General features: G+C 44.3%; 22 protein-coding genes and 1 other annotated feature. Of the genes, 9 read left to right on the top strand and 13 right to left on the bottom strand.

The features are described from left to right. Window positions 1–35: 35 nt before the first annotated feature. From RT269_RS23840 to RT269_RS23820, 5 genes are all read right to left on the bottom strand, one after another. The gene (locus RT269_RS23840; RefSeq protein ID WP_313186376.1) at window positions 36–956 is read right to left on the bottom strand and encodes a carbohydrate ABC transporter permease; all 921 of its coding nucleotides are present in this window, start codon (window positions 954–956) and stop codon (window positions 36–38) included. A 73-nt stretch (window positions 957–1029) separates the two neighbouring features. Continuing rightward, entirely contained in the window at window positions 1030–2457 is a 1428-nt protein-coding gene (locus RT269_RS23835) for an ABC transporter substrate-binding protein (RefSeq protein WP_313186374.1), read from the bottom strand. Between the two features lie 201 nt (window positions 2458–2658). After that, window positions 2659–4464 (bottom strand): sensor histidine kinase, encoded by a 1806-nt coding sequence (locus tag RT269_RS23830; protein ID WP_313186373.1) that lies wholly within the window; start codon window positions 4462–4464, stop codon window positions 2659–2661. A 15-nt stretch (window positions 4465–4479) separates the two neighbouring features. Next, window positions 4480–6069 carry a response regulator gene (locus RT269_RS23825; protein WP_313186371.1) on the bottom strand — a complete coding sequence of 530 codons (1590 nt, stop codon included), beginning with the start codon at window positions 6067–6069 and terminating at the stop codon, window positions 4480–4482. Beyond that, entirely contained in the window at window positions 6069–7055 is a 987-nt protein-coding gene (locus tag RT269_RS23820) for a reverse transcriptase family protein (protein ID WP_313186369.1), read from the bottom strand. The genes RT269_RS23825 and RT269_RS23820 overlap by 1 nt, the downstream gene beginning before the upstream one ends. Before the next feature lie 595 nt (window positions 7056–7650). Between RT269_RS23820 and RT269_RS23815 the strand changes: the two genes are divergently transcribed. The 5 genes from RT269_RS23815 to aroA all read left to right on the top strand — a co-directional run bounded on the left by RT269_RS23815 (window position 7651) and on the right by aroA (window position 12048). Beyond that, the gene (locus RT269_RS23815) at window positions 7651–7827 is read left to right on the top strand and encodes a hypothetical protein (protein WP_313186367.1); all 177 of its coding nucleotides are present in this window, start codon (window positions 7651–7653) and stop codon (window positions 7825–7827) included. 212 nt (window positions 7828–8039) lie between these two features. Beyond that, a complete protein-coding gene (locus tag RT269_RS23810; RefSeq protein ID WP_313186365.1) occupies window positions 8040–8189 on the top strand; it encodes a hypothetical protein in 150 nt (49 codons plus the stop codon). A 456-nt stretch (window positions 8190–8645) separates the two neighbouring features. Next, on the top strand, window positions 8646–9659 hold the full coding sequence (aroF, locus tag RT269_RS23805; protein WP_313186363.1) for a 3-deoxy-7-phosphoheptulonate synthase: 1014 nt from the start codon (window positions 8646–8648) through the stop codon (window positions 9657–9659). Beyond that, a complete protein-coding gene (locus RT269_RS23800) occupies window positions 9659–10756 on the top strand; it encodes a prephenate dehydrogenase (RefSeq protein ID WP_313186361.1) in 1098 nt (365 codons plus the stop codon). Before aroF ends, RT269_RS23800 begins: the two co-directional genes overlap by 1 nt. Before the next feature lie 14 nt (window positions 10757–10770). Next, window positions 10771–12048 (top strand): 3-phosphoshikimate 1-carboxyvinyltransferase, encoded by a 1278-nt coding sequence (gene aroA, locus RT269_RS23795; protein ID WP_313186359.1) that lies wholly within the window; start codon window positions 10771–10773, stop codon window positions 12046–12048. Window positions 12049–12126: 78 nt separating this feature from the next. Here aroA and RT269_RS23790 read toward each other — a convergent pair whose 3' ends face one another. Together RT269_RS23790 and RT269_RS23785 are read right to left on the bottom strand one after the other, a co-directional pair. Continuing rightward, the gene (locus RT269_RS23790; RefSeq protein ID WP_313186357.1) at window positions 12127–12639 is read right to left on the bottom strand and encodes a cysteine hydrolase family protein; all 513 of its coding nucleotides are present in this window, start codon (window positions 12637–12639) and stop codon (window positions 12127–12129) included. A gap of 205 nt (window positions 12640–12844) precedes the next feature. Beyond that, the gene (locus RT269_RS23785; RefSeq protein WP_313186355.1) at window positions 12845–13048 is read right to left on the bottom strand and encodes a hypothetical protein; all 204 of its coding nucleotides are present in this window, start codon (window positions 13046–13048) and stop codon (window positions 12845–12847) included. Window positions 13049–13391: 343 nt separating this feature from the next. On the opposite strand from RT269_RS23785, the gene RT269_RS23780 reads away from it, so the two are divergent. The 4 genes from RT269_RS23780 to RT269_RS23765 all read left to right on the top strand — a co-directional run bounded on the left by RT269_RS23780 (window position 13392) and on the right by RT269_RS23765 (window position 17433). Beyond that, window positions 13392–14153 carry a GNAT family N-acetyltransferase gene (locus tag RT269_RS23780; RefSeq protein ID WP_313186353.1) on the top strand — a complete coding sequence of 254 codons (762 nt, stop codon included), beginning with the start codon at window positions 13392–13394 and terminating at the stop codon, window positions 14151–14153. 147 nt (window positions 14154–14300) lie between these two features. After that, window positions 14301–14545: a binding site (T-box leader), on the top strand. Between the two features lie 90 nt (window positions 14546–14635). Further along, a complete protein-coding gene (locus RT269_RS23775; RefSeq protein ID WP_313186351.1) occupies window positions 14636–15703 on the top strand; it encodes an ABC transporter substrate-binding protein in 1068 nt (355 codons plus the stop codon). A 79-nt stretch (window positions 15704–15782) separates the two neighbouring features. Next, window positions 15783–16667, top strand: coding sequence for an ABC transporter permease (locus RT269_RS23770; protein ID WP_313186349.1), 885 nt, complete (start codon window positions 15783–15785; stop codon window positions 16665–16667). Beyond that, entirely contained in the window at window positions 16660–17433 is a 774-nt protein-coding gene (locus RT269_RS23765) for an ABC transporter ATP-binding protein (RefSeq protein ID WP_313186347.1), read from the top strand. The genes RT269_RS23770 and RT269_RS23765 overlap by 8 nt, the downstream gene beginning before the upstream one ends. Window positions 17434–17507: 74 nt before the next feature. On the opposite strand, the gene RT269_RS23760 is transcribed toward RT269_RS23765, so the two are convergent. The 6 genes from RT269_RS23760 to RT269_RS23735 form a co-directional block, all read right to left on the bottom strand. After that, window positions 17508–19451: a glycoside hydrolase family 127 protein gene (locus tag RT269_RS23760; RefSeq protein ID WP_313186346.1), complete on the bottom strand. Its 1944-nt coding sequence runs from the start codon at window positions 19449–19451 to the stop codon at window positions 17508–17510. 27 nt (window positions 19452–19478) lie between these two features. After that, window positions 19479–20528, bottom strand: coding sequence for a LacI family DNA-binding transcriptional regulator (locus tag RT269_RS23755; RefSeq protein ID WP_313186344.1), 1050 nt, complete (start codon window positions 20526–20528; stop codon window positions 19479–19481). A 64-nt stretch (window positions 20529–20592) separates the two neighbouring features. Further along, complete coding sequence (locus tag RT269_RS23750) at window positions 20593–21444, bottom strand: carbohydrate ABC transporter permease (protein WP_313186342.1); 852 nt, start codon at window positions 21442–21444, stop codon at window positions 20593–20595. Window positions 21445–21454: 10 nt separating this feature from the next. Continuing rightward, window positions 21455–22408 (bottom strand): carbohydrate ABC transporter permease, encoded by a 954-nt coding sequence (locus tag RT269_RS23745; RefSeq protein ID WP_313186340.1) that lies wholly within the window; start codon window positions 22406–22408, stop codon window positions 21455–21457. Between the two features lie 99 nt (window positions 22409–22507). Further along, window positions 22508–23824: an ABC transporter substrate-binding protein gene (locus RT269_RS23740; RefSeq protein ID WP_313186338.1), complete on the bottom strand. Its 1317-nt coding sequence runs from the start codon at window positions 23822–23824 to the stop codon at window positions 22508–22510. Window positions 23825–24188: 364 nt separating this feature from the next. Next, window positions 24189–25214 carry a sugar kinase gene (locus RT269_RS23735; protein ID WP_100307486.1) on the bottom strand — a complete coding sequence of 342 codons (1026 nt, stop codon included), beginning with the start codon at window positions 25212–25214 and terminating at the stop codon, window positions 24189–24191. Between the last annotated feature and the right edge of the window lie 178 nt (window positions 25215–25392).

Below are 25392 nucleotides of genomic sequence, written 5' to 3'. Positions count from 1 at the left end.
AATATACGGTATGTGTTTTTTCCATATCTGCCTCCTTAAACCACATCATCCAGTTTTCTTGCAAGATACATGTAAACGGCTGTGATCACGCCGATAATAAGAGCCGCCATAATGCTGAGTACGGTTGCATAACCGATCTGGGGCGTCGTCTGCGAACCGAATATCAGCTTATAAATATAGGTGAACATGACCTCAGATCTGCTGTTTGGTCCTCCATTGGTAAGTACAAGGATCGATTCATAATCCTTCAGCGCAGTAGTAATTGCCAGCATTAAGATAACCTTTAACACAGGGCTCAGCATGGGCAGGGTGATATAAAAGAATGACTGTACCCCATTTGCCCCGTCCATCTTGCAGCTTTCGTATATTTCTTCCGAAATGCTGGAAAGACCTGACATGAACAGAATCATATAGTTTCCGAATCCGCCCCACACCGCAACGATGATAATGGAAATCATAACGATAGATGCACTTCCCAGCCAGTCAATGGGGGAATGGATCATTCCAAGCTTCTGCAGATAAGCATTCAATACGCCGTTGTATACGGCAAATATAAAACCGAAGATAAGGCTGTAAACGGCGGAGCTTATGACCGTAGGCATAAAATAAATCCCACGGAAGATTCCGCTTCCCTTGATCTTCTGATTCAGCAAAACAGCAAGCAGCAGGGATAAGGGTAGGATGATGATTAACTTCATCACAGCATATTCAAAGGTATGAAGGACGCTGCGCCAGAAAATGGCATCCTGAAACATTCTGGTAAAGTTTTTAAATCCTATATAGTAAGCTGTAAATCCGTTGTAATCATAGAAAATATATCGGAAAAGCCAGCAGAAAGGATAGATGGATATTACCACCAGCAAAAACACTGCCGGAAGCAGCATGAAAACAGAAGCAAAATCCCCCCTGCTGCCTGCCCGTTTCAATCGCTCCGCAACGCTTAATTTTTCTTTCATGAGTCGTATCACCTTTCTTTAAAACAGGAGCTGCTTTTAGTTTGTCTAAAAACAGCCCCTCTGCTCTTTGCACTTATTTGTCTAAGTACTCAATGGTTCCTGCATTTGGATGCATCGGGTCAAAGTCCTTGATGATAAGTCTCTTAATCTTACCCATGCTTACATCATTGTCAAGCGCCTCGTTGTATCTCTTGTTTAAATCTTTGATCGCATCATCAGCACTGACATTTCCTAAGATCGCATTCCAGAGAGTTGCTATATAATCATCACCCTGAATAGCAACGGCCGGTACTGCCGGATATACACTTTCGTAATCCTGTAATTTGAAATCCGCCAGTCTGCCGGTCTTAGAGGAGTCGATCGCATCGCTCATATAGCCGGAGATCGGAAGGCAATAGCCGCCCTCTAGGTAGCCCTTTAAGAAATCTTCGCTGGAAAAGAACTTAATGACTTCCCATGCAGCGTCTTTATTCTTGGAAGAAGAAAGCATCATGTACCCCTTCTGAGGCTGAATGGTTAAAGCGCCCTTTACTTCTCCGTCAAGAGTCGGAACGGTGGATACTCCCCAATCAAATTTAGTAACCGGGAACTGGTCGGTAAACACGCCTGCTTCCTGAGATGCATTGCCCCAGAGAGCAAATGCACCCTCTGCAAACTGTGCTCTCATGGCGTCTACGCCCTGGGATACGGATCCTGGAAGAACGCTGTTATCCTTAAAGAACTGGTTGCTCTTTTCGATCACCGGTTTGTAACCGTCAAAATTGAATTCACCATTCTTATAGTCATAACGGTAGATACCGCTTGTCTCAGAAGTTCCTTCAATCCATCTGATGAAGGGAACACTTGAGGTAAAGGCAATTCCGTAGTTTTTCCCACCGCCGTTTTCCGTTACCTTCTTAGCCAGATCAATGACACCATCTAAGGTATCCGGGAATTCGGTAACGCCTGCGGCTTCCACCAAAGCCTTGTTGTACTCCATTCTTACACCGCTTCTCATGCCCGTGGGAATCCAGTATATATTGCCATCGATCATGTCGATTCCTTCATACTGAAGCTTGCTGGCCTCAGTCACCTTCTCATAATCAGCATCTGTAATTCTATCATTTAACGGCTCCAGGATTTTTGCATCTGCAAAGGTCTTTAAATCAAAGCCGCTCTGTCCTGCACTGATCCCTGCGATATCAGGCGCCGTGCCGGAGGAATATGCCATGGAAAGCATATTGGCGTAATCGTCTGTTACCACAGTCATCTCGATCTTGATGCCCTTGTCATTGGTCTCATTGAATTCGCTGATCTTCTGATCCACGTACTCAGAGTCATGACGGTCATTGGTCCAGACCTTAATCACGGTTTCCCCTGCTGAAGCGGCTTTTGTGCCCTCCCCTTCTGCCTGATTCTGCGCTGCAGTTGTGCCGGCCGTACCTCCTCCACCGGAACAGCCCGTAAGTGCAGCAGCAGCCAGAACTCCTGCCATCATAAAACTTAAAGCTCTTTTTTTCATAACTTTCTCCTTTCCAAACTTATCATAACGTATTTGCCTTGATGCTTTTATTTTAACCATTTCAGTTTTATTATGACATGGCATTTTCCATGTTTAATGTAACACTTTTAAACATTGTGCCGCTGCAGTAAGCCAAACGAACATAAAAGGAGGCATCCCGCAGGCCTTTCACCGGCATTTGGGATACCTCACTTATGCTTCTTATTTTCCGGGAATGCGGATCACCACACTGTTCCTGTAATATGGAATGGTCTGAAAATCCATCTCCGCTTCTCCGTAATAGATTTTTAATCTTGTATAAACATTATGAAGCCCGATATGATGGCCGCCCGCCGGTTCATTCCGGTAAATGGTGTCACGGGCTTTATCTATATCAATGCCGCAGCCATTATCAGTGACTTCAATGTAGATCCACTCTTCTTTCCGGTAAAAATGAACATCAATAGAAGGAATGCACACCGCCTCCCCCCACTTCTCATCCCGAAAGCCATGCTTGATGGAGTTTTCCACCAGGGGCTGTAAAATCAATTTGAGAATCCGGTACTCTCTAAGCTCCTCCTCCACATAGGACTGGAAGGAAATGGACTTATTGGTCCTGTGGTTCATGATATTGATGTAAGCTTCCACATGGGCGATTTCATTCCTGACCATGATAAGCTCATCCCCATAATTCAAGCCAATCCGCATAAAGGTCCCAAGGTTATTGATCATGGATGACGCCACCAGAGTGTGGTTGTTCAGCACTTCAAGGTTGATGCCTTCCAGCGTATTGTAGAGCAGATGAGGATTAATCTGTTCTGCCAGAAGCTGTATCTCCAGCTGGTATTTCTCATGCTCATCTTCCTTAATCTGGCTGATTTGGGACTGGATGGTACTGTGCATGGAATTGACCGCTGCATTCAGTTGTCCGATTTCATCATCGTATTTTGTTTCATATGGCTCGTCGTATTGATTCTCCTTGATCTGCCGGATGCTCTCCATAAGCCGTTCCAGAGGCGAGGTGATGAACTTAGACAAAAGAGCGGAAAATACCACAGAAAAGATCAGACCGGCTCCGCCCATTAAGACGATGAATTGATTCATGGCAGCGATCTTCCTGTTTAAAGATTCTTTGGAAAGAACGCTGATCAGCTGAAGATCCGAAAACGGAAGCATCTGGGAATAAACCACATTATCCGTCAAATCCGCAATCTGGCGGATCTGGGTATCCTTATTATTTTCCTTTACTCCCTGGATAAAATCCAGGCTTTCCAACACCATTCTCATGGACTGGGGATTTTTAAGGCTGATGTTATTGCCCTTGGAATCCACCACAAAATAAGAGCGTTCAAAATAATTGGCATTGGATAAGGACAGCCTGCTCTGAAATTTCTGCAGATTTAACAGGACCACCAGTCTGGTGGCAACTTCTTCTCCCTTTGTGGTGATCACCACATTATCACCGGGAATCAGCGTTGATAAGGGAATCACAATGGGAATCACGTCCTGCTGCTGCAAAAAAGGGCTCTGGCAGTTAGGAAGCCAGGTGATCTCATCAATGGTTCCATAATCAGCCAGGAAATCGGATAAGTTTTTCTCCGGTCTCACCCCATAAGCATATACCGTATTGCAGGTTCCATCCTTATTGACCATAAACACCGACTCAATCATGCTGTTGCTGCTTATAAGGTTGATGAGCTGGACCTGGACCCCTTCCTGGTTTAAATAGTTGTTCTCATCCCGGCCGCTTACAACCACCCTTTGTATGGCAGGGGTGGAAGCAAAGCTGATTACATTGGTAAGCAAGGTATCATACATGTTATTTAAGGATTCCGAGATCACATTCATGGTATCCTGCATCTGCATTTCCACTTCTTCATAATAGAGCTTGTTAAAATAACCTCTTGCAAAAATGCAAATAAAAATGGTCAGCATGATGTCGATGCTGAACATGCAAATCCGGATCTTGGAAGCGATCTTCCTGTCTCCAATAAATTTAAAAACCGTTTCTTTTAACCGTTTTATCATATCTGCCTTTCCAAATCACGGTGTTTTTCCACTGTTTCTATTGTAATCCGAAGGAGAGACACCCGTGTTTTGTTTGAATACCCGGTAGAAGGAACGATAATCGTCGTAGCCGGTTGCAGCGGCCACTTCCGCCACCGGCATATCCGGCATCCGCTCCATCAGTCCCTTGGCATGATCCATTTTGATCCGGATCACATAATCCCTGAAATTGATTCCCGTCTTTAATTTAAAATAGCTGGTAAAATAAACATCACTGAGATTTACGTGCCTTGCCACGTCCTTTGCCAGAATCTTTTCTCCCATATGGGATTTGATATAATACTCCGCAGCCTGAATGATCTGGTTCTTCGGCCCGTTCCCTCCGGATCCCTGTTTTCCGGCACACGCTTCCAGAAAATCCTCCATATAAGCCTTCAGTTCTTCAAAGGTACGTATGGTATTAATGGGGAGGATGACTTCCGCCTGGGAAAACTCTTTTCCGCTTCCCAGTTCCTTCTGAATATCCGTGATCAGATAAATACACATTCCGCGGATATAGTTGGGCGGGGGCATGGGCACATAAAGAAGTTTGGAAAAATATTCCCGGCAAAACTCCCTTATTTGCTCCGTCCGGTTCATGGCAATCGAATACATCAGATTATTATAATCCACCTGATTCGCTGCTGCAGGCGGCGGCGCAGTACACAGGATGCTCTCGTCGAAGATCTTATGATCCGTCTCATAAAAGCTGTAGGACAGGCACATAAGGGCTGTTTTATAGGAATTGGAGCAGTCCGTAAGCGAGGCTCCTTCCTTACCGATTCCGATCGTTAAGTCCATAGTGGAATCCCGGTTCACCCGTTTTAAGCACCGGACCGCAAGGAAACGGTGATTCACAGGCAAATCTCCCGGCTGCATGGTATGGATGATCGTCAAAAGCTCGCTGGAGCTTGAGATAAGAAATTCGTATCTGGTTCCCTGAAGTTCTTCGCTCACAATATCCATCAGATAATTGATCTGCTGGAACTCATCCTCTTGTTCCCCGTCCTCTTTCCCCTGAATGGAAAAAACCATGACCCGGAAAGGGCTGTTATTTAATTTAAGTTCCAGCCGGCTGATTTCATCCTTTATCTCATCATAGGAATAAAATTCGTTCTTTAACAGTCTCTTTAAGAATTTTTCTTTTGGCTCAGACTTGACATTTAAATAGGCAGAATAGGAATGGATATGGTTGGACTGGAGGATCTCCTCTTTCTGCTGTCTGATCTCCGCCACCAGTTCATCAATCTTAATGGGCTTTAAAAAATAATTCTTAGCCCCCAGCTGAATTGCCTTCTGCGCATACTTAAAATCCCCATATCCGCTTAATATTATAAAATTGGTCTGCAGCTTTTCATTTTTTACCCGTTCCATCAGCTGCAGCCCATCCATGCCCGGCATACGGATATCGGTAATGACGATGTCCGGATTGCAGGCCTTAATAATTTCATAAGCCTCCCTGCCGTCCTCTGCAGTGCCCACGATGGTAATGCCAAACTGCTCCCAGGGCACAACCGTAGACAACCCATTGCGGATCGCCGCTTCATCGTCCGCAATCAATAGGGTTATATTTTTATTTGCATCCATTATTCTGATTTCCTCCCAAGTACAGCCAAAAGCTTCTGTTCCGCCTCCTGAAACCACTGATCTTCAGGATTTACCAAAAGGACATACTGTATTCTTCCCAAAAGAGAAAGAAGATACTGATTCTCCGGAATTCCCGCAGCACTTTCGTTCCTCTCCAGATGGGACTTTGCCCCATATTTCTGGCAGTAAAAAATCTCCTGCCGCAGTTTCCTTCTGTAATCCCGGGAAACCTGCAGTTTTTCATTGACCACGATTCCTGTGACCGCCTGTCTCCCGTTGCGGTATAGAATCCTGGTCTTTGTTTCATTCAGTTCAAACCCCATGGAATTTAAATAGCCGGAGACCTTCCGGATGACCATGTCCGGGTTAAAATCACCGGAAAACGTCATATCGTCACAGTACCTGGTATAGGAAATCCCTTTATTTTCGCACCATTTATTTATGGATTCATCAAAATGCTTCATAACCAGATTGGAAACCGCAGGCGAAGTGGGAGCCCCCTGAGGCAGAAAATCGTTGCAGCAGCATAAGGCAGTCAGCATGGTTCCTACTGCAGGAGGATAATACCGGACGGAAAAAACGCTTTTTAAAACCATTGGAAATGAAATGCTGCCGAAAAAATCTTTGATATCCAGCTTCACAACCACATGCTTTCCTTTATGGACCATGGCATTGGACACCACTCCTGCACCTTTGTGGTAGGCGGTGGCGCAGCTGGAGACCTCATACCCATAAAGGATATGATGCAGGATATTCCTCTGTATTCTCATCAGCATATAATCCGGTACCATGAGGCTCCGCTGCCTTCCGTCTCTCTTTGGAATACGGACGGTGCGGTAATGGCGTTCTGTATGATTGCTGAACGCATAAAGACATGCCATTACCTTCTGGTCCGGCCAGCTGGTATTCCCCAGAAGCTGGAAAGATAATAGCATGTCCCTGCAATACTCCTTCGTGCAGTATTTCCATAAATCTGTCTGATACATCGGCTCCTCCATCGTAGTTATATTCTGAAACTCTATCTTATTCCCCAAAAAACAACAGAAGCAATACAAACATGATGCCGTAAGATGCGAAGATGTACTAGCCGCAGGCGCAGGCACATGCAATGTGCGGAAGTACTTCGCAGCAGATTACGGCCTTTCTCTAAACCATGAAAATCCCGGCAGCGACTCGCTGCCCGGCCGCAGGTTCATTACACGCGGAAAAACTATTGCTTCTGCTGTTATGGTTTTATTCTAACACAACTCCAAATTATTTTTAAGACTTATTTTTGCGTTTTTATGTATTGTTTATTATGTTTTCTTATCATAAATCTCATTTATATTTCACCTGTTGAATTTTATAGTACCGTTTCAGTACCAAAAACAAAAGTAAAAGCGAGGTTGATTGGTTAACGCCGGCAAATATGGGACTCAGCTCCCGCAACTGAAAGTGTTAACCATCACTCATTATCATGGATTCGATTAAGCAAGTTGGGATTCGCTCATTCCTTCCTGATCCATTGAGCTAAATCTTTAACATTTTGCATATTATTTTTTGTTCTGCAGACACTACTAAAAAGCGAAAGGAGCATCAATCTTGAACAGCAAAGATATATCTTCCAACAAACAGGGTAGTGCTGCAGACAATAATGCTAGTAATAAAAATGCCACCCATACAGATCATCGTTCGAAAACCGCAACAAATAGCGATTATATTGATCCATTTTATACGCCTCCGGGTGAAGGTCCTAAACCTAGAATTACCTCCAATTAGGTATCAGCCTTCCAACGCCTTTTATGCATTCCTGGCAGATCTTACAGTGGAATCATTTAACCTTTACAATCAGCTTCTTGTCGTGTACCATAGTTAGGTTTCTTACTTCTGTAAAATCTAATTTTACTGATTCAGCCGCTTACCTCCCAAATTTCTATTCATCATTTACCATAATAATGGTATACTTGATGATGTATAAGGAGGTGCAGACTATGGATACCAATTTACTATTTGACGGATTTGTAACTTTTATCAATCTTTTACTTATAATTGTCGGCCCAATATTGTTCTTTTTGATTTTGTATTTTGTTATTAAAAAAGCAGTGAAGAATGCAATCCGTGAATCAAGGGACTCTAAATAGAGTTCCTTTTCTTCTGCGCTTCGATTGATGCTAGTATAGTGTCCTCCTTCCGAAAATCCCAATTCCTGATTTCTGGCAAAAAACCAACTATCAATATTAAGTTTCCAATGTTCATTAATTCATCAAATACGGGTTTAAATCGCTTCACGTATCCGCATAAACTCCCGTTCAAGTTTCATATTCACAATGCTCACGACCCGCTCATCATCGATCCCAATTCCTGAAGCTGAACAATCCTTATTGCAACATGGGCCATATACTCTACCAGTGCCACATGCGGCAGCTTACCTAATACTTCAAGTATTCCACTATTATGCTTTGCTATATATACCTGAATCCCTTTCCAGATAATAATTTGCGTTAAAGCGTCGAAGTTTAACGTGTAAAAGCGTTGACAACTTTCCTGCAATGGATTACAATGGGGGATATATTTGCAAAAGAGAGGACATAAAAAACATGATCATTATTATGAAGCCTAACGCTTCTGAGGAAGCTGTTGGTAAAATAAAAGACTTAATCGAATCAAACGGACTTCAGGCTCATTTATCAAAAGGGACAGAAGTAACAATCGTAGGCGTTGTAGGCGATAAGACGAAACTCCAGGGCGCAAACATCGAGATGTTAGAAGGTGTTGACAAGATCGTTGCCGTGACCGAAACCTACAAGCTGGTGAATAAAAAATTTCATCCGGAAGATTCCGTTATAACCATTGGAAATGCAAAAATCGGACCAGGCCATCTCACCATAATGGCAGGTCCATGCGCCATAGAAAATCACGATATGGTACTTGAAACTGCTTTTGCAGTAAAAAAAGCAGGCGCCCAGTTCCTGCGCGGCGGAGCCTATAAGCCCAGAACCTCTCCATATGCATTTCAGGGTCTTGAAGAGGAAGGTCTGAAATACATGAAAGAAGCAAGGGAAGCCACCGGGCTTAACATTGTCTGCGAAGTCACAAGCCTGCGGGCTCTTGAAACATCCGTAAAATATGTGGACATGATCCAGATCGGTGCGCGGAATATGCAGAATTTCGAGCTTTTAAAAGAAGCAGGAAAGGCTGGCATCCCGGTTCTGTTAAAGAGAGGCCTGTCCGCTACCATTGATGAATGGCTGAATGCCGCAGAATACATCGCTTCTGAAGGAAATACAAATATCGTGCTTTGCGAACGGGGGATCCGTACCTTCGAGACCGCTACCAGAAACACCCTGGATATCAGTGCCGTACCGGTTATCCGCGCTAAGAGCCACCTTCCAATCATCATTGACCCAAGCCACGCCACCGGAGTACGGGCTTATATTGAGCCGATCTCCAAGGCTGCCATAGCAGTAGGTGCTGACGGGATCATCGTGGAAGTTCATCCATGCCCAGCCTGCGCCCTGTCCGACGGCCCACAGTCTCTGACCTTTGAACAGTTTGATAATTTGATCGATGAATTAAAACCTTACGCCAAGCTTGCGGGGAGGACATGTTAATGAGCGATGCCACCATTGCCTTTATCGGGCTTGGTCTCATCGGCGGTTCTATCGCCAGAGGGATCAAGCGTGAAGAACCGAATACAAAAATCATGGCCTACATGCGCACCCGTTCCAGGCTTTTGCAGGCAAAGGAAGACGGGATCGTTGATGTCATCTTAGACGGAATCGGAGAAGAACTCCGGGAATGCGATCTTATCTTCCTTTGTACTCCTGTGGAGTACAACGCAAAGTATTTGTCAGAAATCCAGCCCTTCTTAAAGCCTGGCGCCATCATTACCGACGTAGGAAGCACCAAGACGGATATTCATGAGGAAGTAAGCCGTCTTGGCATGGAAAGCAGGTTTGTGGGAGGGCACCCAATGGCCGGTTCGGAAAAGACCGGATATGAGAACTCTACCGACCATTTGCTTGAGAATGCTTATTATATCATTACTCCTACCCAGGCTTCTACAGAGGAACAAGTAAGCCGTCTGGTGCGGATCGCAGACATGATCGGCTCCATTCCCCTCGTCCTCAATTATGAAGAGCATGACTTTATCACCGCAGCAATCAGTCATCTGCCCCATATCGTAGCCTCCAGTCTGGTGAACCTTGTAGGGGCTTCCGATAATGAAGAAGGGCTTATGAAACGGCTTGCTGCCGGAGGCTTTAAGGACATTACAAGAATCGCTTCTTCCTCTCCGGAAATGTGGGAACAGATCTGTATGACAAACAACCAGAATCTTTCTGTGATCCTGGAACGCTATATTGCCTCCTTAAGTCAGGTCCTGGGTGAGCTTAAGGCAAATGACAAACAATCGATTTACCAGCTATTTGAAACCTCCAGGGATTACCGCAACTCTTTTTCAGAAAAGGTACCGGGCCTCATTGCTCCGGATTATTCCTTCACGGTGGATATGGCTGACGAAGTAGGCGCTATCTCCACCTTATCCGTCATCCTGGCCGCTAAGGGCATCAGCATTAAGAACATCGGCATCAACCACAACCGGGAGCACGGAGAGGGTACTTTAAGGATTGCGTTTTATGACAAAGAAACCATGGACAACGCATGGAAACAGCTGGAACGGTATCACTACGATTTAATTTCAAATTAAAAGAGAGGATTCTTATGAAATTCACAAAAGCCTCCCCTTTAAAGGGCGAACTAACCATACCAGGTGACAAATCCATCTCTCACCGCAGCGTGATGTTTGGTTCTATTGCAAAAGGAACCACGGAAATCAGCCACTTTCTCCAGGGAGCTGACTGCCTTTCCACCATCTCCTGTTTTAAGAAAATGGGAATTCTGATTGAAAACCACCATGACACTGTCATTGTCCATGGCAATGGACTCCGGGGCTTAAAAAAACCGGATACAATCTTAGACTGCGGGAACAGCGGAACCACCACCCGCCTGATCTCGGGTCTTCTGGCTGCCCAGGATTTTGACGTAACCTTAACCGGTGACGAATCCATTCAAAAACGGCCTATGAAGCGCATTATGGAGCCGTTATCCTTAATGGGGGCTGACATAAAGAGCGTAAAGGAAAATGGCTGCGCTCCTCTTTCCATAACCGGTAAAAAGCTTCACAGCATCCATTATACAAGCCCGGTAGCTTCCGCCCAGATAAAATCCTGCCTACTATTAGCCGGACTGTATGCAGAGGGCGAGACAAAGGTGACGGAACCTTATGTATCCAGAAACCATTCGGAAATCATGCTGAAATATTTTGGAGCCAACGTGAGAACAGAAGGAACCACCGCCTGCATCGCTCCCGCCGAGGAACTCTACGGGAATAAGATCGTTGTTCCGGGGGATATCTCTTCTGCTGCTTACTTTATTGCTGCAGGCCTGATGATTCCGGATTCAGAAATACTGATAAAGCATGTAGGCATTAACCCAACCCGGGACGGGATCATTCACGTTTGCCGGGATATGGGAGCAGATATCACTCTCTTGGAGGTAAATACGGATTCCGGGGAACCTACTGCGGATATTCTGGTAAAATCCGGCTCTCTGCACGGCATTACTATCGGCGGAGCCATCATCCCTACTCTCATCGATGAGCTTCCCATGATCGCAGCCATGGCCTGCTTTACAGAGGGTGAAACGATCATCAAGGATGCGGCGGAATTAAAGGTAAAGGAATCCAACCGTATTGAGGTGATGGTGAGGAATTTAACTGCCATGGGAGCCGACGCCAGGGAAACAGAGGATGGCATGATCATCAAAGGCGGAAAGCCTCTTCACGGTGCTGTCATAGACAGCAAGCTGGATCACCGGATCGCCATGACCTTTGCAGTGACCGGGCTTTGTGCGGAAGGGGAAACAGAAATCTTAGGCGCAGAATGCGTGAATATCTCTTATCCGGGCTTTTATCAGGATTTAGAGAGATTGATGAAATAAAACAGACCAGTCATGCATTTATGTCTGATTACAAAAATGCCGGGAGAACTTAAGTTCAACCCGGTATTTTTATTGATTCTATAAAACTTCGATTTGGCACATCTTCATAGCCTCCAGTGAATTTTCATGGCTTTTTACAGTCACACCCGCACAGCAGGAGGAGTCCACCAGCACCGGAGTCTCAGGAAGAAAAGCTTTGACCAGCAGGGCATTGGAAATTACGCAGATGTCCGTACATAAACCCACCAGTTCAATGGATTCATATTCTCTTTCTGTCACATATTCTCCAAGCACTGAGCTTCCAAATGTGTTTTTTTCAAAACGTATTCCCTGAAATTCCTTTAAGGAATCATCAAGCTCCCATCCGGCAGTTCCTCTGACACAATGAACGACCGGAAGCTTTTTCCCCTCCTGGGAATTAAGATAATTCTCCTCATGGGTATCCAGGGTGAAGATCACCTCATCTCCTGCTGCCTGATATTCCTCTATTTTTCTTTTTACCTTAGGAACGATAGACACCGCCTCCGGCGTTCCCAGGGAGCCGTCGATAAAATCCCTTTGCATATCTACTACGATTAACAACTTTTTCATGGACAAACCTCCGATAATGAATAGTGTTTATAGTTTAACACATTTGCACTTATAAGCATATTATTTTTCTTCACATTTTTGCAGAATTATTTTTAATTTAAAGCCATCTCTTCACTTTACAATAAGAAAAGTATTCAGGCTGCCATAAGATATAGCGGCCTGAATTTGATGATCTGACTCAATGATTTTTTTATTTCTAAATCTTTTATTTCTTTCCCAATCTTTTATTTCTTTTATAATATTTAACTGCCTCTTCTGTTATAATACCTATAATCACCACAAGAATTATTGTCCAAAATTCAGATTTGATTATATTTCCCCATGCAGCGCCGGTTGATTTTCTTTCTGCAAGTATCATCCCCGCTATTATTAAAATATACCCCCACATACCAATTAGTTTGTCTCTCATAGTTCTCACCTAATCCTTATAATTTGTTGAATACACGAAGGTTGTTGCAGATGTAATGGTTGTAGCTTGGCTACTATCTGTATAGAAAGTCCGCAAATTCTTATAACCTATTGATTTTTTATTCGCTCTGACAGGATTGCTATTGGCCGTTTTCTCATAAATCCTTTTCCCAAATCGATTTAAAAAATAGCTTCCACTTTCAGAAAGTAAAATTTCCTCAGCAGGCAAAAGAAAAGAAATGTATGGATGAAAGTTAATTTATATAGTATAATTTTTCGATAACAATGTAAGTTGATATAAAAATAATTTATATTAGCTTTGGTCAGAAAGTAAGGTGATTAAAATGCACAGCAATGTTGCAGCCATGTTTTATGATTGGGAAGAAGCTCTAATATGGTCATGTTTGCAGGGTCATATGGGAAATATTGTCTTAGATAATGAAAAAAATCCCGCGTCTGCAATGATTGAAATCGGTGATTTCTGTTTTTTCGCAGGCCAGCCAAATACCGCCCTATTTCATGATATAAAAGGAGAAAAGCTGCTCATACCGAAAGATAATACTTGGGAAGCACTGATCGGGAATTTTTTTGATGGGCGAGTAAACAAAATATTTCGCTATGCAATTAAAAAGGAACCAGATGTTTTTGATAAAGCAAGACTGGCTTCTTTCATTAATTCCCTCGATGATTGTTATGAGCTTCGGATGATCGACAGGGAAGTATATGATTTAGCCCGAAAGGAAGCATGGTCCGTGGATTTATGTTCTCAGTTTAACGATTATGATGACTATCAGCGCCGGGCATTCGGTGTATCAATATTACACAATGGTGAATTGGTGGCAGGCGCCTCCCCTTATGCTGTTTATAATAATGGTATTGAAATAGAAATCGATACAAGACCGGATTATAGAGGCAAGGGACTAGCGACAGTATGCGGCGCCAAATTGATTCTTGAATGCCTGGAACGAAATGTTTATCCAAGCTGGGACGCTCATGACTTACGTTCTGTAGCTTTAGCGGAAAAACTCGGTTATCACCTTTCCCATCCATATGTGACATATGAACTTACCGGCAGTCAGGCCAGGAATTCCTTGTCTCCATTGTAACCCAGGGGAAGTAAAAAAACAACCGTCAGGTGCTTAACGAAACCCTGCTGCCACTCCTTTTGGGCAGACAGGCAATTTCTGACTTTTTCTAATTAACAGTTGACAAATCCATACAGACGTATTAATATACTGTTTAAATGAAATAAAAATAAACCGTTGAAAAAGAAGAGTAAGCTTTCCAGGCAATATTTCAGAGAGCCGCCGTTGGTGCGAGTGCGGTATAAAGCTGATAGCTGAATGGACTTTTGAGGGCGGCCCCGAACCATTGTTCCAGTAGGGGCTGACGGAGACCACAACCGTTATTTCTCGTGGCATATATGTTAGTATATGAAAAGTGGGCTTTAATAAAGTCAATTTGAGTGGCACCGCGGATTGTATGATTCGTCTCAAGTACGTTTTTTTGCGTACTTGGGACTTTTTTTATTTTCAGGATATCCGTTCCCTCTTCTTGTCAACGGAAACCATCTTAAGGAGGAAATATTATGAAAAAATCGATCAAAACCCTGTTACTGGCTGCTGTGGCAGCTGCCGCACTCTCCGGCTGTTCTTCCAAGGCAGCTCCGGAAAAACCTGCTGATAATAATTCCACAACCCAGGCATCTTCTGGTACTGAGGCTGATAATGCTTCAGACGGCACAGCCTATACCATCGGTGTCGGACAGTTTGCAGAGCACGGTTCCCTTGATAACTGCCGGGAAGGCTTTTTACAGGGCCTTGCAGAAGAAGGGATCGAGGAAGGGAAAAACTTAACCGTCATGTATGAAAATGCACAGGCTGACGGAGGGACCGCAAGCCAGATCGTGAATAACTTCCTTTCAAAAAAAGTGGATTTGATCTGCGGCATTGCTACCCCAATGGCTCAGTCTGCCTATAGCGGAGCAAAAAAAGCCAACGTTCCTGTCATTTTCACGGCAGTTACAGATCCGGTCGCAGCAGCTCTGGCTAATGAGGATGGAACTCCGGTCGGAGAAATCACCGGAACCAGCGATAAGCTTCCAGTGGAAAAACAACTGGAAATGATCCGTAAGATTCTTCCCGATGCTAAGACCATCGGCATCCTTTACAGCACCAGTGAGGTAAACTCAGAAACAGCAATCAAGGAATATAAGGCTGCAGCCGCTTCCTATGGCTTTGAAATTGTAGAAGGCCCGGTGTCCGCAACTGCTGATATCCCCCTGGCAACTGACAGCATTCTGGAAAAGGTTGACTGCTTAAACAACTTAACGGATAACACCGTAGTAAGCTCTCTTCCGCTGATCCTGGATAAGGCCGGAAAGAAAAACATACCGGTATTCGGCAGTGAAGTAGAACAGGTAAAGATCGGCTGTCTGGCTTCCATTGGTCTTGATTATGTGGATTTAGGCAGGCAGACCGGTAAAATGGCCGCAAAGGTATTAAAGGGTGAAGCAAAAGCAAGCGAAATCAACTTTGAAGTGATCAAGGAAGCCGCATTCTACGGAAATTCAAAGGTTGCCGAGAACCTGGGGATTACCCTTCCCTCAGAGCTTACCGGTTCCGCTGCTGAAATTTTTACAGAGATTGCCCACTAGTAGTCAATCGGATATCCGCAATACGCGAACCTACCTGCTTAAGTTAAATACTAGGAATATAATTGGAGGAAGTTAAACCATGTCAATCATACTTGGCGTTTTGGAAGAAGGCCTGGTCTATGCCATTATGGCGCTGGGCGTTTACATCACTTATAAGATTCTGGATTTTCCGGATCTTTCTGTGGATGGAACCTTCCCTTTGGGAGGCGCAATTACCGTTACCATGATCCTGGCCGGAATAAACCCGGTGGCAACGCTATTTATTGCCTTTGCCGTCGGTGCCCTGGCCGGATGCATCACCGGCTTCATCCATGTTAAATTGAAGGTACGGGATCTTCTGTCAGGTATCATTGTCATGACTGCCCTCTATTCTGTGAACCTAAGGGTAGCCGGAAAGTCCAATGTCCCATTTTTTAATAATGATTCCATCTTTGAAAACAGTTTTGTAAACCGACTGTTTCCCGGGAAGCTTGCAGATATCAGCGTTGTGATTATATTAGCGGTCATCGTGGTGATCGTTAAGCTTTTGCTTGATCATTATCTAAAGACCCGTTCCGGCTATTTGTTAAGAGCTGTGGGTGACAATGAAACCCTTGTTACCTCTCTTGCCAAGGACAAAGGCATGGTAAAGATCATCGGCCTTGCCATTGCAAACGGCCTGGCTGCTCTGGCCGGTTCCGTATACTGCCAGCAAAAAGGTTTTTTTGAAATCAGTATGGGAACGGGTACCATTGTGATCGGTCTAGCCAATGTAATCATTGGAACAAAGCTGTTTAAACGGGTCGGGTTTGTGAAATCCACCACCGCAGTCATTATCGGCTCTATCATTTACAAAGCCTGCGTGTCCTTTGCCATTTATCTTGGAATGGAAGCATCGGATTTAAAACTGATCACATCAGTGCTGTTCCTGGCTATTCTGGTGCTCAGCAACGGCAGGGAAAAGAAGGTGAAACAACATGCTTGAACTTCAAAACATCAATAAATACTACAACCAGGGAACGGTCAATGAGATGTGCCTGTTCCAGGATTTTAATCTTACCATTAAAGACCGGCAGTTCGTATCTGTGGTAGGAAGCAACGGCTCCGGTAAGACTTCCATGCTAAACATCATCTGCGGAAGCATTCCTTTGGACAGCGGTTCTATCCTTGTAGGCGGCGTCGACATCACCAACATGCCGGAATTTAAGCGCCAGCGCCGGATCGGAAGAGTCTACCAGAACCCGGCTATGGGCACATGCCCCAATATGACCATCCTTGAGAATATGGCTCTGGCTGATACCAAGGGAAAGCCCTTTAATCTTCTTCCCGGCACCAACAAGCAGCGGATAACCTATTACAGGGAGCAGCTTCGTTTCCTGGGCCTTGGCTTAGAGGATAAGCTGCACGTAAAGGTGGGCGTTCTTTCCGGCGGCCAGAGGCAGGCCATGGCTCTTCTCATGTCCACCATGACTCCCATTGAGTTCCTGATCTTGGATGAGCACACCGCTGCCCTGGATCCGAAAACTGCCGAGAACATCATGGAGCTGACAGATAAGATTGTAAAGGAAAAGCATTTGACCACCATTATGGTCACTCATAACCTTCGGTATGCCGTAGAATATGGAAACCGCCTGCTGATGATGCATCAGGGAAATGCCATCATTGATACAGAAGGGGACGAAAAGTCCAACATGGATGTGGAACACATTTTAGATAAATTCAATGAGATCAGCATTGAATGCGGAAATTAGATAATGATTATTATTACAATAAAAGAAGATCCGGCCTGTTACCTTTGCCGGATCTTCTTTTTTATTGCCCATAATTACTTTTCACGCATCCACACAATCATTTCACCCTTGCCCCGGTTATTCCAGCAGCAATAAGGAATCGCTTTAAACGTATCATTAATATAAGAAGGTCTTTCTTCCTCATAGAGGGAATCACTTACCCTGGAGTAATCAATGCGTATGCCTTCCAGTCCGGCGCACATGGTTCCGCCAAGCAGTGATTCGTCAAACTCTTCCTTAGGCGGCACCGAACTGTCCATGATGTCTGAAGCCAGATACTTGCCGTTATCCGCTTCCTCAAGACAATACACCATAGGCCCTTTCATCAGGCAGACCTTCCCGATGTTGTCACGTACCCTGGGATTGCATCTTACAAAGCGGAAAGAAACATCAAAAACCACTGTGATCTTATCTCCTGCCTTCCATTTTCGAGTTAAGTATATGTATCCTTTTTCCAGGCAAACGGCTTCCTTAACACCATTGACACTTAGTTCTGCTTTGCCGGAATAGGACGGTCTCCGGATCCCTACGGTAAACTCCTGTCCGTCTCTTTCCGGAATGATCTCCAGTGTTACATCGCCTTTTACCGGATAATCAGAACTGAGTAGAAGCTCCACACGGCCGGAGGACAGGCCGGTTTGAATCCTGCTGCCGATAAATAAGTTCACGTATACCGTGTTCTGCTCGGAAGCATACATATAATTGCCAAGGGAAGCCAGGGTCCTTGCAATATTAGGCGGACAGCAGGCGACGCCAAACCAAAGCTGCCTTGTGGTTTTCACATGGCGGTACGTCGGATTCTTCTCTGCGATCTCCGGAACCACTTCTAAAGGATTGACATAAAAGAAATGCTTTCCATCCAGGGCGATTCCCGCCAAAAGGGTGTTGTATAATGCCTTTTCTACTATATCCATATATTTTCCATCCCTTGTGATCCGAAACATCCGGTTGGAAAACATGGCAAGCCCCACTGTGGCGCAGGATTCCGAATAGTTTGAATTGTTCGGCAGATCATAATCCGTGGTAAATCTCTCCCCATAGGATGCAGAACCAATGCTTCCGGTGATGTACATCCTTTTTTCCACAATATTGTTCCACAGGGTTTCGCACTGTTTTAACAGTTCTTTATCCTGATATTCATAAGCCAAGTCAGCCATGGCGCTGTATAAATAAACTGCCCGCACCGCATGTCCTTCCGCTGTTTCCTGTTCCTTCAATGGCATATGGGACTGGTTATAATCCAGGTCAAAATCTTTAAATTCCGGAAAGATGAAATTCTGATTCTTGATACAGTCTTCGTTTAAAAAATAACAAGGTCTTTCCCCTCTGGTCCGTACAAAAAAATCAGCCAATTCCAGATATTTTGTCATTTTTGTCACCCGGTAAAGCTTTACAAGGGCCAGCTCCACTTCCGGGTGCCCCGGATAGCCATGGATTTTCTCCTCTTCCCTGCCAAATACCTTGCACATGTAATCGGCAAACTTACAAACCACATGAAGAAATTTCTCCTTGCCCGTTGCTTCATAATAAGCAACTGCCGCTTCGATCATATGTCCTGCGGTGTAAAGCTCGTGACCTTCAAACAGGTCAGACCACCGCCTTTTGCCTGTAATTGTGTAATACGTATTCAAATATCCATCTTCACACTGGGCTCTGGCAATTAAATCGATGGCGCTGTCAGCAGCGGCTTCCAATTCCGGATTCTTCTTTTTTGCGAGGGAATAGGCGGCGGCTTCCAGCCATTTGGCAACATCCGTATCCTGAAATACCATGCCCTTGTGATCTCCCTTTTCATCGCCGCAGGCAATCCGGAAATTTCTGATACAATAGCTTTTTTCGGCCCCTTCTACCTGATCATTGATCAGCTCCCATTGAAAGGGTAATATAACATTATCCACCAGATCAATATATCTGTTCCAGAATGGATCATTGATTATAATGCTTTTTAAATCCACTGTTGTCAACTTACCAGCTTCCATATCTTTTCCTCACTCAGCAATTAGTTTTTATTCATAAACCGCAGATTCGTTCCGATTCTTTACCGACTCTCCTTCGATCAGGGCGCAGGGCAGGGTGATGTTTACATCTCCCACACTGGTTCCATGAATGCTTTCCAGCAACAGCTCCATGGAACGGTATCCCATTTCCTGAAGAGGCCTTTCCACTGTGGTGATTCTTGGAGTCACATACTGGACAATATCTCCATTGTCAAAACCCGTTACTGAAATGTCGTCTGGAATTTTAAGTCCCAGCTCTCTCGCAGCGTCATAAACCCCCACTGCCATATCGTCGTTCATCGCTACGATCGCAGTTGGAAAGTTCTTTTTATTAAGAAGCTTTCCGGCTGCCTCCTTTCCTTCCCGGTACTTCCAGTTTCCGCATACAATGTTCTCGGGCTTTAATTCTAGCCCTGCCTCGTCCAAGGCTCTCTGAAAGCCTTTAAACCGGAGGGCAGCAGGCTCTGATCCCTTAAGCCCGTTGATCACCCCAAACTCCTTGTGTCCATTGCTTATTAACATCTGTGTCATCTGATAAACCGTTTTCTCGTTGCTGTAGCGGACCGAGGATCCTTCCCCATCCGTATAGCAGTAACAATATACCACCGGTTTTTTTATATCATGAAGCACATGGCTTATTTTACGGTCATGCATCCCCACATAAATAATGCCATCCACCTGCATTCCAATTAAAACATCCACCGCCTTGTCGATGTCCTTCTGAAAATTTGAAATATGTTCAAACTGGGATTCTATCTTGCTGAGAAGCCTTAAATTGTTTAAGATGGTATTATATCCTCTAGCTTCTGCAATTTCATTGATCCCATCAATGATATGGGCCGTATGCCAGACAGTAATGTCTTCAACAATCACTCCGATCAAGAACGATTCATTGGTCCGAAGACTTTTCGCCAGGATATTGGACCGGTATCCTGTTTCCTTTATGATCTTTTCTACCCGTTTTCTTGTCTCTTCACTAACCTGAGCCGTATTATTGAGCACATATGATACCGTTGCTACGGATACACCGGCCATAGAAGCAATTTCTTTTAATGTCATGGTCATACTCCCTCTTTCCTCTTTTTCCGTTCCTTTATCCATCACTTCATGGCAGCCCATTTCCCTATCCTTTTAAACCGGAAGTTTTGATCCCTTCAACCAGAAATCTGGAACCAAACAGGTAAAGAAGCATTGGGGGCAGAATCATAAGAGATGATGCTGCCATAATTGACGGCCAGTTAATAACGAATGCATTACCAGAAGTATACATAAATGTAGTCATTAATGCAATGGTCAGCGTTCTCCACTTGTCACTGTTAATATAGAACACCGGCTGGGTCAGCTCATTCCACCAGAATACACTGGACAGCACGCCGATTGTGGTAAAGGTGGATTTTGACAGAGGCATCAGCACTTTAAAAAACACGCCCAGCTTGCTGCAGCCGTCTATGGTTGCTGCCTCATCCAGCTCCTTTGGGATAGACCGGAAAAACTGCCGGAAAAGAAATACATTATAGGGATAAGCAAAAAATGACGGGACGATCATGGGGAAAAGGGAATCAAGCCAGCCGATCTTCCCAAACATAATGTACTGGGGAATAATCAGTGCAATACCCGGAATCATCATCGTTCCCACGATCAATGAAAATATTAAGTTCTTCCCGGGAAACTCCATTCTTGCAAGAGGATAGGCTACAAAGGAAGAAGATATTAAAGTCCCCAGCGTTGTTCCTGCCATTAATAAAACGGTATTTCGTACATATAAATAATAGTTGGAATGAAAGAAAATGTAGTTAAAGTTTTCCAGGGTCACATTCTTAGGGATAATATCAGAAGAGGTGGTGAACTCTGTTAAATTTTTAAAACCTCCCGAAAACACCCATATGATTGGAGAAAACATGATAACAGCAACAAGAATCTTAAAAATAAAAATCAGAATCCTGCCTGCCCTTTTCTTTGCTTTTGCTGAATTCATGGGATCCTCCTTAAGTTTCGTAATAGACAAGTTTTTTTGATACTGCAAATATGCCGATACCAAAGCCGCAGGCAATCAGAAACAGAACCACCGACAGGGCGCAGGCATATCCTACCTTCATATTGCTGAAAGCTTCCTTATAGATCAAAAGGCTTAAAACCTGGGTCATCCCGTTAGGATCCCCGCTTTCCCCTGTCAACGGATAAAGCAGTGCAAAGGAACCGTTAAGCGCGCTGATGCAGCCCATAACCGCATTAAACAGCACAATAGGGGAGATCATGGGAAGCGTTATGCCGAAAAACTTCCGGAAAGGGCTTGCACCGTCAATGTCACACGCTTCATAAAGTTCCCTGGGAACATCATTTAAGCCTGAGCGGAAGATCAGCATCATCTGTCCGGTGTTGTATGTAAACAAGGTAATAAAAAATACAGCAAGATAAATGGTGCGTTTGTCATACAGCCAGTTCACCATGACATTTCTTGCAGTCAGCTGTGAAATTATGGCATTTAAAAGACCTGCCTCCTTTCCGAAAATGGTGCGGAATGTATACGCCAGTGCAACCGTCGGTATAACGGAGGGAAGAAAATAACAGAACTGGAATATGCCGTTTAATTTCTGTTTGTAATTCAACAGCATAGCAAGAATCACTGCCCAGATCGTAGTTACCACCATCATAACAACCGTAAAAAACAAGGTCACTTTTATGGAATTCCAAAAGGTAGGGCTTTGAACCATATTTACGTAATTTGCCAATCCTACAAAATTTGAAATGCCGTTTAATTTCCGGTTTGTCAAACTCACTGCAAACATAAAAACGATGGGAAATAAGGTAAAACATATAAATCCTATAAACCATGGGGCACAAAAAGCATATGCAGTCAGATGATTCATAAGCTTCTTCTTGATTTTCGGCTTCCTTTTCTCATTATTCATAGCATTCACGATCCTTTCGATTAAAGGCACAAATGATCTATCCTTTGCGGCCGCTTCTCTTCCGCTTTCCGTCTGATCTGCGGCCGCTCCTGTACCTGGCTTAATGATTTCATCTGGCCTTATGAAAGCTTAATAGCCAATCGTCTCCTTTGCATACTGGGAAGCATTCTTAACCGCATCTTCCGGAGTTTTCTGTCCTAATACTGCTGAGTTAAATTCACTGACCGCATTGTTGGTCACACCGGAGGGTAAACATGTATATCCAAATACGCCGGCTTTTAAGGAGTCTGTTATGGCGTCCCAGTTTTCTATTGTAGTTACGCTCTCCACCTTCCAGTCACCTTTTTCTGCTATGGATTTGATTGCAGAAGGATTGCCGCTTGCCCTAGAGTTAATGGCCTGCCCTTCCTCTCCCATCAGGTATTCAATTACCTTGAACGCGGAATCCTGATTCTTACTATTTGCATTAATGCTGTAAAAACCGGTATGTAGCGTGTTATATTTCAGTTTATCGGTAGGAATTGAGGCTATATCCCAGTTAAAGGCAAGACCGCCGCCATAAGTTCCGATATTCCAGCTTCCCTGCCAGCTCATAGCCGCTTTTCCGGCTGCAAAAAGATCTGCAGTATCGGAAGAAGGCTCCGGCATGGTGCCGTTTTTGACCATCTGTGCCACATCAGAGACAAAAGAAACCGCACCGTCACCGATCACCATCTGGCCCTTGGCCGGGTCAAAAACCTGATCTCCTGCACCGCCGATCCCCGCCCACCAGGTCTGGGTATTGGGAAGAGTGCTTCCATATACCTCTGTCCTGCCGTCAGCCGCCTTTTTGGTAAGCTTCTCTGCAGCCGCCTTATAATCTGCATAAGACCAGTCATTCGTCGGGTAGGCAATGCCGGCTGCATCAAACATTTCCTGGTTGTAATACAGGACTTCCGTAGCCGCACACCATGGCAAACCGTAAGTGCCGCCAAGGCCTTCAGACAGCTTTGCTACCGCATCAATAAAATCATCCGTTTTAATTGTGGACTTGGCCAGATGATCATCAAGGGGAATAATTCCCCCTACCTGGGCAAAGTTAGCAATGTCATTTTCCCAGATCACATAGATGTCAACGGAATCATTCCCGGTTGAAACCATCTGGTTCAATTTAGAGGAATAATCGCTTTCCGGGATCACTGTCACTTCCACGTCAATACCTGTTGCCTTTTCAGCCTGTAAATACATATTAAGAGCTTCGTCTTTACTCGGCTCATTCCAGACCGCAATGGTTACCTTCTTTCCTGCTCCGGCTGAATCTGTCTTACTGCTTTCCCCTGCCTTGGTCTCAGTACTTCCGGCTACAGTCCCTTCCGGCTTTTCTGTTCCCTTGGCGCCGCAGCCGGCTAATGAACCACATACCACAGCTGTTGACAGAAGCAATGCCAGTAATTTCTTTCTTCCCATAATAAACCCTCCAATAAATTATTTTATTTTTTATTTAAACGATTAAATAACTTTTTTTAATATAGGCCGATTGGTATTGATATCCATCAGCCATAGACGATCTATTTAATCGTTTAAATTAAATTCATAAAAAAATATACACTATTATGTACAACTTTAATATATATCCTTTTTATTTATTTGTCAATATTTTAATCAAATTTTATATAATTCATTTTTTATTAGTGATTTTATATATTTAAAGGTTTAAATAGGAAAGCCGGATTTGTGCCCTGCAGCTGTAATTTGTCAATCACAGAATTGGATATGCAAATGAGGCAGGATTCCTGGAAATCCTGCCTCATCTGCCGGTATTACATTTATTTTATCTGCTCATCTCGCTCTGAGGTCCCTTGTCATTATGGTCTTTTATAACGGTATTAACCTCACTTAAATCTGAAGTAGGAAGATCTCCTGGTATGGTATTCTTTAAAGCTGCGGTTGCATTGCCGTACTGGACCGCCTTCATGCAGTCCCCTCCGCTGCTCAAAAGTCCATAAAGAGCACCTGCAATATAAGCATCTCCGCTGCCGATCCGGTCAACAACATCAATGTTGTGGTATGGTTCTTCCTCGTAATATTCTTTTCTGGAAGCATCGTAAATCACGGAGCCAAAGGTATGGCTCTTGGGGCTGTGCACGATCCTTTGGGTGGAAGCCACAACGGAAATAGGATATTCCTCCGTAAAGCTCTTCATCATCTCCTTAACGGTCCCTTCCTTCTTAAAGGTCAGTCTTGCCGTTTCTTCTGAGCAGAAGAAAATATCCACATAGGGAAGAATCTCTTCAATGCATGCTCTGGCTTCCTCTCCTGTCCAGAGATTGCCGCGGAAATTCACATCAAAGGAAATGATGGTTCCTGTCTGCTTGAACTTTTTGATCATATCAATGGCTGTCTTCCTGGTATTTTCACACAAAGCCAGGGTGATTCCTGTGGTGTGGAAACAGGTAGTTGCCGTATACATCTCCTCAGGGAAGGAAGAGGTGCTGATCTGGACAAAAGAACTGTTCTTTCTGTCGTAAATGACCTTGGGTTTCCTTGGATATGCTCCATATTCATAATAGTATAACCCAAGCCTTGCGTTTGAGCTGTTATCGTAAACAAAATAGTCATCGCTGATTCCATAGGAACGGACTTTACTCTTTACAAAATTTCCTATATCATTAAACGGAAGCTGGGTAACCACGCCGGTATGAAGCCCTAAAAGAGCTGCGCCTACGGCTACATTAAGTTCTGCCCCGCCCACCTGTTTTTGAAAGGAATCTCCACGGACAAGCCGTTCCACACCTTCTGGAGACAAGCGTAACAATAATTCTCCAAGGCTCAGTAAATCAAAAGGTCTGTCACTCATCTTGAACTTTCCTCCATAGTTTTTTAAAAGGGGAGTCATTGCCCAATGACTCCCCTTCTCTATTTCTTATCGATTATCTCTGAACACGTCCTGAACCATCGCCGCCGGCCAGAGTATCTACGTCTTCTCTGGTTACCAGGTTGAAGTCTCCAGGAATGGTGTGCTTTAATGCAGATGC

The organism is Lacrimispora sp., from assembly GCF_032078915.1.
GTDB lineage: Bacteria > Bacillota > Clostridia > Lachnospirales > Lachnospiraceae > Lacrimispora.
This window is presented reverse-complemented; position numbering and strand designations above follow the sequence as displayed.